The organism is Synechococcus sp., assembly GCF_982614295.1.
On the sequence record NZ_CEXBMR010000059.1, the window covers coordinates 1 to 8,922 of the forward strand.

Sequence of the window (8,922 nt, forward strand, 5' to 3'; positions counted from 1 at the left end):
TCATCGCTGCACCACCTGTTGGCAGTTCAAAGGCCTGGGACGAATTACTGCTCCAAGTGATGGCGTATTTTTCTTCGGTTTCAGCAGCATTTAACAAGCCACCGGTGCTGCCGATGAAACCAGGAAGCTGGCCGGTGAGAGTTTCTACCGAGGACATTGAAGCCAGGGATTGATTTAGCTGGAAGCTAGCACTCAAAGGCGGTTCAAAACGCGTTGGCGTTGCTCTCTTCACAGCCTTCAACAATGGCAAGTTTTGCCACCGGTAGATAAAGGGTGAGATTGCTGCCCCGCCTTTCGGTAAATCTGCCGCCAAGGCTGGCAAACAGTTGTTGGGTGGCTTGGGGGCTTAATTGAAGGCTGCCAGTGCCAGGATCCCAGGTGAGCACTGGCCCTACCATGGCCTCATGGCTTGGTTCCAGCGTATTTTCGCTATCTAGATTGTTATTTAGATTGCCGCTAAAACGTAATTTCAAGTTGTCGCCTGCCGCCTGAAGTTCCACCTTTACCTTCGCGCCGCGCCGCAAGGTGCGGCTGAAACGATCCATTAGCCCCGCAAGCATTTTTTCGAGCAGGGCCGGATCACTCATTACTGCAGGCAGATCCTTGCCAATTTTCAAATCCAGCTGAAGTTCGCGGCGCTGCAACTGATTTTCCCAACTTGGTTGGAGCTCTAGCAGGAGTGCAGCAAGGTTGGTGCGAGCCAGCAGCCTTTCCCCCTTGGGCTGCCGCTGCGCTTCCGCGGCATAAAAGATCAAGCCGAATCGATCGATTTGCTCACTGCATTCCGAATCGATCTGGCGCAAACGGGTTTGCGCAACGCTGGGCAAATCTTGGCGCCGCAGTAATGAGCGAATCAGGGTGCGAATTGTGGCAAGGGGCGTCCGCACTTCATGGGCAAGCGCCTCTAGTAAACCGAGTTGATCATTTGCGCCTGAAGCGTTGTGCGATTCCTTTGGGGCACTCATCAGAGTGAGGCTCGGGGCTGCTGCCGCTAAACGTTCTGCCACCCGTGGCCAAAACAGTTCGGCAGCCTTTAACGAACTATGCAAAGGCCCCAGCTTTTCTAGCTTTTGCTGCAGATCAACAGCCGCGATTGGATTGTCGGCTGAAAGGCGAGCTCCTAAACCCTGCAATAGGCGAGCTAAAAGTTGCTGATCAAAGCTCACCAGCAACTGACGCCGTTGCGGTTCCCCATTTAGCGCTAGGGCCACCTGCAATTTGGCTGTGATCAGCACCAGCAATGGATCTGTGCCGTCTGATTCGTTTAACAACAGTTGCCAGATTTTTGGCCCCAACTTTTGTTGCTGGGGGCTGCTTCCTGGCAGTTCAGGGCGTTGGTTAATTGGATTTGCTGGTGTCCATACCCAGCCATGAAAGCGTTGCAACAATGATGGTTCGTATAAAGCAGGCAGGGGTGCTGCTAACCAAAGCCCATGGGGGCTTGGTAGCTCCACCAACATTTCTTGCAATACCGCTAAAGCGGCCCACCATTGCCGCCGAACCCCCACTTCATCGGCGCCGCCAATTGGAACTGCTGCTGCTAATTCTTGGCGCAGCTCAACCAACAAAGGGATTTGGTTCACCGCAATTTGAGGCCACTTTTTTTTGCTCGCCGCTGCACCGATGCCACTAAACCAACACTTATAAAATTCACAAACATGGCAAAACGGCCATAACTCATCCAAGGCAGAGGGATTCCGGTCACCGGGCCGAGGCCGATTGTCATTGAAATATTAATCACCACTTGAAACATCACCATTGAGAGTATGCCAATTACCACCAAAGATTCGAAATCGTTTCCGGCGATGCCGGCCACCTGCAGTAATTTCCAGCTAAGTAGGCCATAGGCCAACAACAACAAAAGTGCGCCAATAAAACCCAGTTCCTCCCCCAGAGCACTGAAGATGAAATCGGTATGTTGTTCGGGAATAAATTGTAATTTTGTGAGGTTACCCTGCATTAATCCGGTGCCAAATAATTGGCCAGAACCAATACCGATTTGGCTTTGGATTAAGTGATAACCACCACCGAGGGGATCTTTAGAGGGATCTAAAAAAAGAATTAAGCGATCTTTTTGATAATCTTTTAATCCGTGGGTCCAGAGAAATGGGGTAAGAAGGGCAAATATTGAATTCAGCGTTAAAGCAATTGCAGAGCCAATACGTTTCCAAGGCAGGCTGCGCCAGCTCATGAATGCCAAGAGGCCAAACCAAGGCAGAAGCGCTATTGGTAAAGCGCCCGTAATAATTGCAGTAGCCAGTGGCGACAGCAGCAACAGCAGCCATGGCAAGGGCAGCCCAGCCCAAAAAAGCATTGCTAAAACGATTGCGCCATAAACCAAGGAGGTGCCTAGATCGGGTTGCAGAAATACCAGCGCCCAAGGCAATGAAATCACCGCAAGGGGGCGTATTAAATCAACCGGTCTTTCGACGGGATGATTAGCAAGAATTCCAGCCAATAACAAAATTGCCGCCAACTTTGCAAATTCAGAAGGCTGCACATTCAACCCAGCGATCGATATCCAGCGTTGGGCCCCAAGGGCGCTGGTGCCCATAAATTTCACACTAAACAGGCTGGTTAGGGTGAGTAGATAAATAGGAATCAGCAGCGGTTTTAATTTGTCGAGATCGATTTTTGCAAGCAGGGCCGCTGTTGCTAGGCCAACGGCTCCGGTAATCCAATGGTTTTTCCAATCGGCAAGGGGCGCTTCCCTTTGAGTGCTGGCGATCAACAAACCGGCCAAAATAGTCATCGCAATGGGTATACCCCAAAGCAATGGGTCAATATTTCGCCAAGGCCATCTACGGCTTGCTTTCGCCCCCAGCTTCATGGCTGCTTAGGCCCGCAAAGTTGCGTCACTTGTGTTGCTAAATCTATAAAGGCAATGGCGGCAGCACTTTCCGGGTTGGCAATAGTGATGGGGCGCCCTTGATCACCGCCTTGTTGAACCGGTAATTCCAAAGGGATTTGTGCAAGTAAAGGCACTTGGGCGGCGGCGGCTAGGTTGCTGCCTCCACCGCTGCCAAAGATTGGATACTTGCGTTCCGGTTGGTCGGGCGGGATAAACCAACTCATATTTTCAACGATTCCTAAAATTGTTATTCCCATTTGGCGAAACATCTCTAAGCCGCGGCGGGCGTCTTGCAGCGCTACCTGTTGAGGCGTTGTAACTACCACCACACCAGCTATCGGTACGGCTTGGGCCAGGCTGAGTTGAGCATCGCCAGTGCCCGGAGGGAGATCCACCACTAAAAAATCCAAAATGCCCCAATCCACCTGATACAAAAATTGGCGGATGATGCCGTTGAGCATTGGCCCTCTCCAAACCACCGCTTGGTCGGCCTTTATTAATAACCCCATAGAAACCATCACCAATCCACAACTGGCGATGGGGGTAAGCCTTTGATTTTCGCCTTCTCCTTCCACCCCAGGGGTTTGATCTCTTACGCCAAGCATGGTGGGAGCATTTGGGCCATAGATATCGGCATCAAGCAAACCCACCCGCAGCCCCTGCCTCGCTAACGCGCAGGCCAGATTCACTGCAACCGTACTTTTGCCAACCCCCCCCTTTCCGCTGCTAACAGCAATCACTTGGGCTACACCAGGAATTGCTTGCTTTGGTTGCAACTGACCATGACCTGCAGCACCAATGGCTGGGGTTTCGGGGGCCGTAGCAAGTTCAATTTGCACCTCACTGATGCCTTCCAGCTGCTCAAGTTTCTCGCGGGCCTCAGTTGCGATGCGATCCCGTTGGGTTTGGGCAAAACCAGGCAGAGAGAGTTGAAATACCGCTCGCTCCTGCTGAAGCCGCAACTGGCTGATCCAGCCCAATTCCAGCAAGGATTTACCGCTGCCAGCATCTTTTATGCCTGCCAAGGCCTTGAGAGCTTCTTCTCTGGTCGCCATAGCTGCCCCGCCTCTTGATTTGGATCCTAGGGAGCCCTGTTAAGAGCCCTTGCTCTGGTTGGGGCATCCATGAAAAGGTATTGGCGTTGTTGTGCGCTGCTTTGATTTGATAAATCCTGCTCCTCCCATTGATTCACGCGAACGCATGAAGGCCCTACTTATGGGCTTGCAAGAAAGTATTTGTGCTGGCTTGGAGCAGCTGGATGGTGGGGGTTCTTTTGCTGAGGAAAGTTGGCTTCGCCCTGAAGGGGGCGGCGGACGTTCACGGGTAATGAAGGAGGGGCGGATTTTTGAACAGGGCGGCGTTAATTTTTCGGAAGTGGAAGGCAATAATTTGCCCCCATCAATCCTCAGCCAACGGCCTGAGGCTGAGGGGGAACCGTGGTTTGCCACAGGTACATCAATGGTGTTGCATCCGCGGAACCCCTATGTGCCAACAGTGCATCTCAACTACCGCTACTTCGAAGCTGGACCTGTGTGGTGGTTTGGCGGCGGCGCTGATCTCACTCCTTACTATCCATTTCTTGAAGACGCAAAGCATTTCCATCGCAGCCTAAAAACTGCCTGCGACAGTGTAAATAAAGCTTATTTTCCGATTTTTAAACCCTGGTGTGATGAATATTTTTATCTCAAACATCGAGCCGAAACCAGGGGTATTGGCGGAATTTTTTACGACTATCAAGAGCCGGGCGGGGAGATTTATCGCGGCTCAAATCCGGATGGGGCGGCAGCTAAATGTGCGGCTGGAAATATTCCAGATCGCAGCTGGGAAGATTTATTCAAATTGGCTTCCGCTTGCGGAAATGCATTTTTGGGTAGCTACATCCCAATTGTGGAACAGCGAAATGGGCTTGCCTATGGGGAAAGGGAGCGGCAGTTTCAGCTTTATAGGCGCGGCCGTTATGTGGAGTTCAATTTGGTATTTGATCGCGGCACAATTTTCGGTTTACAAACAAATGGCCGCACTGAATCAATCTTGATGTCTTTACCGCCTTTAGTGCGATGGGAATATGGCTATCAAGTGGAGCCTGGCAGTAGGGAAGCGTTGCTTACAGATATATTCACCAAACCCCAAGATTGGTTAGGGGATAACTCATTGCTGGAATGTTGCGCCCCCACTGGCGCCATCGGCTAATCCCTTCTGCAGCGCTTGAACCACCCGTTCTGCGATGGCGTTTAAAGTGGCATCTCTACTAAGGGGATCGCGCAGATTGCGTTCCAAAACCCCTTCCAAACGATCGATTTCAAGCATCGAGATGCCCCGTCGCGGCGCGCCAAGTATGCCGCGATAGTTGTATGGGTAGCCACCAAATACCTCAGCTAAAGCCTCATCTATGCGAGAGAATTCATAGCGCACAGCTGGAATTATTCCTGCACCGATGCCATGGGGGCTGTAAGCGTCGTAGTGAATCTCGAGCACATATCCCCCTAACTCTGCGTGGGCAGAGCCAACACTCCAATTTGAGCGAGGATTTTTTGTATTGCGAATCGTGCGTAGGCCGGGGTCGTAATAACGAATATTCAAGCCTCGTTCGCTACCAATTTTTACTATCCGTTGGGCCGTTAGCAGATTCCAGTAGAGCTCGTCTGTGATGGTTGGATCCATCGCTATTGCGCCCTTTATTCCCGCCGCTTCTCCACGGGTGCCAGATCCTCCTAGGCGTTGGGAATCAGCGTGGCCTGCCAAAACAAGGATTGCCAATTCCCGTGGGTGGTTTCTGGTGCCGCGCCAATTTTTTTTTGTGCGGCCAGTTGGAACCGGTAGGGAGAAGTGTTTTAGCTGAAGGGTTGGGGGGCCCTCCTGCAGGTTCTCTGGTAGTTCAAGCAAACCTTTTATGGCATCAGCTGCTCCAGCTGGTGTTGGAGTTGCTGTGAACAAAAATATGGTCAGCAAAAAAATAAGTTTCCGCATTAGGGCGAGATCAGAGCGGTGAGCTAAGCAGCTTTCCATCGCTATGCAGATTTAATGATCGTCCCAAGCTGCGCTCAAGGGCAATTAATTCATCCCGATGGGCCCGCAATCTCAAAGTTGTGGGTATGAAGCCCTGGGGCGGCAAGAGCTTTAGCTCCAATGTTTCTTGGCGGCGTGCCTTGGTTAGGTAAATGCGCCCCGCTAACGGACCCACCAGGGCAAGCAGTAGTGGCCAGTAGCCATAGGAGGGCAGTAATTGACGCACAACCAGCCCAAGAGCAGTAGCGCCTGAAGCACCTAAAAAGCTGAGTAATACAGCCAACGGAATACTGGCCTCCACCTGGCCTTCAAAGCGCAATAGCTGTTGTTCTGGATCTCCGGCGATAGCTTGCCAGCCCCGCTGCTGCAGCCATTGATCTAGGCCCTCCAGCACCTCTAGAGGAGGCCGAGAACTGTTCACTTCCACAATTGTTGTGCGGTCTTTACTGGCGGCCCTTAAAAAGAACACCAGCCCGATCCCCATCAATAGGGTGAGCAGCAAGGTGGAGGAAAGAACCTGGTCCATCGAATTAATTAACGGGCTAACGCAGCGGCCTTGAGGGGCAGGTTATTGATTGTGATCGATTCCCCCCTACTAAGTTGTATCCGCCTGTTCTCCCCTGCTATGGCTCCAGAAGCACTGCCACCAGCAAAGGAATTCGCTGTTTTTAATTCCGATTTAAGTAACGAGTGGTTTGAAAAATATCGCGGCTGCACTGCATTGGCGGTAGATACAGAAGCAATGGGGTTGGTGCATGGCCGCGACCGTTTGTGCCTTGTGCAAATTTGCGACGATCAGGATCGCGTGAGCTGCATCCGGATAAGCCGGGGGCAAACAAATGCACCAAAACTGCAGCAGTTAATGGAAGCAGTTGCGATTGAAAAGGTATTTCATTTCGCCCGTTTTGATGTGGCGGCATTGGCCTCTGGTTTGGCGATCAAGGTGAATCCAATCTTTTGCACCAAGGTGGCAAGTCGCCTTGGGCGCACCTACAGCCCCCGCCATGGCCTCAAAGATGTGGTGCAGGAGCTGGTGGGGGTTGAGCTGGATAAACAGGCCCAAAGTAGTGACTGGGGCAGGGTTGATGAGTTAACTGATCAACAATTGGCCTATGCCGCCAACGATGTGCGTTATCTGTTGCCAGCACGGCAGCAACTGCATCGCATGCTCGAGCGGGAGGAGCGGCTTGATCTTGCTTTGCAGTGTTTTAAGTGCATTCCGGTTTTTTCAGAGCTGGATCGTTTGCATTTCGGTTCGATATTTGAACATCGCAGTTAGTGAGCAGCTGCTCCTTGATCAAGCGGGCTATTGCTGCACTACCACCGGGGGGGCCCATCCGCTGCCGCCCAATCCGGCCAAGTTCTAGTTGCAGATCTGGAGATTTCAGTAGTAATTCCAGCGCTCTTTGCAGTTCTGGGCCTTTGCGGCAAACCCGCACTGCACCTCCCAATAAACGGCTCTGACGTTTGGCAAAACCGAGGGTGAATTGGGGCCCTGGCCCTGCCAGAGACAGCACAGCACAACCAATACCCACCAGTTGCTCTGTTGCGGTACCGGCGCAGGCCACCCCCACTTGGGCCCAAGGTGCCCAAGTGGGAAATAAGCGAGTGCCTAAAAGCAGCAAACCGGCGGGCCCCTGCCAGGCCCCTTGGGCTTTGCTGCCAAGGGGAATAACAGTGCTGTGATAACCCAATGCGGCGAAGAGGGGTTCCAATTCAGCAGCTGCGGGGCTTGCTCCACAGGCCAGTAGTAAAACCCGTGATGTTGGCGCCACAGGCTGGGCTAAGGAAATTAATAGTCTTTTTAAATTTTCTAATGCCTCTGGGCAACGGGAACCAGGAAGCAGCAAAACCCGCTGCATTTCGCTGAGGGCCAGCGGAACTGGTTGTATCTCAAACCCATCCAGCATTGGATTGCCAGGGGCAAGGGCTGCCACCCCATGGCGCCTTAAGCCCCGTGCGGTGAGCGGATCACGGCACACCACCAAACGGCAGTTCGGCCTTGCCATCAAGGCCCACTCCCAGGGATCCCATTCACTGCCCTTAAGCCGGTGATAGGCATCGGCTAGGGGATTGCGGCCGGGGCCGCTGCTCCAGGTGTAGTCGCTTTTTGGGGTGCCGATAAAGCCATAAGACCTGCCGCTGCCCCAGGCCAGGATTAAAGGCAAAAGATCGCCCACTGCCAATACAGCCCCATCGCCTTGCTTGCACCAGCGCCGGATGCTGCGAATTTGGGCCAAGCTCAAAGGCCCCAGACCAGCCCATAAATCTTTTAACAACGCCCAAAAGCTTTGGTTGCTAAATCCACCACTGGGCAATCGCTGAAGAGGCCCAAGGCACTGCACATTGTTTAGTTTGGCAAAGCTTTTGCCCTCCCCCACAAGAGCGAGAACACTTATCTCCAGTTCACTAATTCCATGCTCGTTCGCTTGCAGCTGAAGCGCTTCAATAATCCGCATCGCGATTAAGTCTTCCCCATGGCCATTGCTGAGCAGCAGCAGGCGAGTTGTCATAGGGGCGACTGGTACGATCCGATCTTGGGAGTTTTACTCCCGGATCGGCGGCATGGCCAAGTGGTAAGGCAGAGGATTGCAAATCCTTTATCCCCAGTTCGAATCTGGGTGCCGCCTTTGATAAGCATCGAGCGCTTCCCTCGCGGTCTAAAGCGCTAAACAATTATTGACCGGAGGCTCTTTTCAGTTTTCGGTTCGGGAGCGATAGGTGAACCGCACAACATCAACGCCATCAAGCGTCAACTAACGCGTGACCCCTTCTGGGTGGGTGGCTTTGTCGCCGGCTCTGGGCTCGCCGGCATCGAGATTGCGTGCTGGGACATTCTAGGTAGGTCTCTTGGCGTTCCGATTTGGCAGCTATTTGGTGGACGGCTTCGAGACAGGGTGCCGGTCTACGCGAACGGGTGGTACTTCGGCGCAAAGACGGTTGACGAGTGGGTAGAGCGTGCGAGCCAGGTTACACAGCTGGGATATCGAGCCTTAAAGTTCGATCCGTTCGGCCGTGCCGACCTTTCAATTGATAGACATGAGCTCGAGCTCGCTCAGGATATC

At 52.7% G+C, this 8,922-nt stretch carries 9 protein-coding genes, 1 tRNA gene and 1 pseudogene; 4 read left to right on the forward strand and 7 right to left on the reverse strand.

Annotated elements, in window-relative coordinates:
- The 4 genes from psaD to AC2JC8_RS09035 form a co-directional block, all read right to left on the reverse strand.
- Positions 1 to 157: photosystem I reaction center subunit II (gene psaD, locus AC2JC8_RS09020; protein ID WP_484594573.1), on the reverse strand; the 157-nt coding region annotated here is incomplete at its 3' end.
- A gap of 46 nt (positions 158 to 203) precedes the next feature.
- On the reverse strand, positions 204 to 1,583 hold the full coding sequence (locus AC2JC8_RS09025) for a sensor histidine kinase (RefSeq protein ID WP_484399961.1): 1,380 nt from the start codon (positions 1,581 to 1,583) through the stop codon (positions 204 to 206).
- A complete protein-coding gene (gene rodA, locus AC2JC8_RS09030; RefSeq protein WP_484399963.1) occupies positions 1,580 to 2,830 on the reverse strand; it encodes a rod shape-determining protein RodA in 1,251 nt (416 codons plus the stop codon). Before rodA ends, AC2JC8_RS09025 begins: the two co-directional genes overlap by 4 nt.
- A complete protein-coding gene (locus tag AC2JC8_RS09035; protein WP_484399964.1) occupies positions 2,827 to 3,906 on the reverse strand; it encodes an Mrp/NBP35 family ATP-binding protein in 1,080 nt (359 codons plus the stop codon). The genes rodA and AC2JC8_RS09035 overlap by 4 nt, the downstream gene beginning before the upstream one ends.
- A 145-nt stretch (positions 3,907 to 4,051) precedes the next feature.
- Here AC2JC8_RS09035 and hemF point away from each other — a divergent pair, with 145 nt between their 5' ends.
- Positions 4,052 to 5,041 carry an oxygen-dependent coproporphyrinogen oxidase gene (gene hemF / locus AC2JC8_RS09040; protein ID WP_484399976.1) on the forward strand — a complete coding sequence of 330 codons (990 nt, stop codon included), beginning with the start codon at positions 4,052 to 4,054 and terminating at the stop codon, positions 5,039 to 5,041.
- Here the strand turns inward: hemF and AC2JC8_RS09045 are convergent.
- Together AC2JC8_RS09045 and AC2JC8_RS09050 are read right to left on the reverse strand one after the other, a co-directional pair.
- The gene (locus tag AC2JC8_RS09045) at positions 5,000 to 5,785 is read right to left on the reverse strand and encodes a dehydrogenase (protein WP_484399965.1); all 786 of its coding nucleotides are present in this window, start codon (positions 5,783 to 5,785) and stop codon (positions 5,000 to 5,002) included. The genes hemF and AC2JC8_RS09045 overlap by 42 nt on opposite strands.
- A gap of 43 nt (positions 5,786 to 5,828) precedes the next feature.
- Complete coding sequence (locus tag AC2JC8_RS09050; protein ID WP_484399966.1) at positions 5,829 to 6,383, reverse strand: cofactor assembly of complex C subunit B; 555 nt, start codon at positions 6,381 to 6,383, stop codon at positions 5,829 to 5,831.
- Between the two features lie 99 nt (positions 6,384 to 6,482).
- Here AC2JC8_RS09050 and AC2JC8_RS09055 point away from each other — a divergent pair, with 99 nt between their 5' ends.
- On the forward strand, positions 6,483 to 7,136 hold the full coding sequence (locus AC2JC8_RS09055) for a ribonuclease D (RefSeq protein ID WP_484399977.1): 654 nt from the start codon (positions 6,483 to 6,485) through the stop codon (positions 7,134 to 7,136).
- On the opposite strand, the gene AC2JC8_RS09060 is transcribed toward AC2JC8_RS09055, so the two are convergent.
- Entirely contained in the window at positions 7,066 to 8,370 is a 1,305-nt protein-coding gene (locus AC2JC8_RS09060) for a lipid-A-disaccharide synthase-related protein (RefSeq protein WP_484399968.1), read from the reverse strand. The genes AC2JC8_RS09055 and AC2JC8_RS09060 overlap by 71 nt on opposite strands.
- Positions 8,371 to 8,416: 46 nt before the next feature.
- Between AC2JC8_RS09060 and AC2JC8_RS09065 the strand changes: the two genes are divergently transcribed.
- A tRNA-Cys gene (locus AC2JC8_RS09065) sits at positions 8,417 to 8,487 on the forward strand.
- 105 nt (positions 8,488 to 8,592) lie between these two features.
- Positions 8,593 to 8,922 (forward strand): annotated as a pseudogene (locus tag AC2JC8_RS09070) (hypothetical protein); the annotation flags it as partial.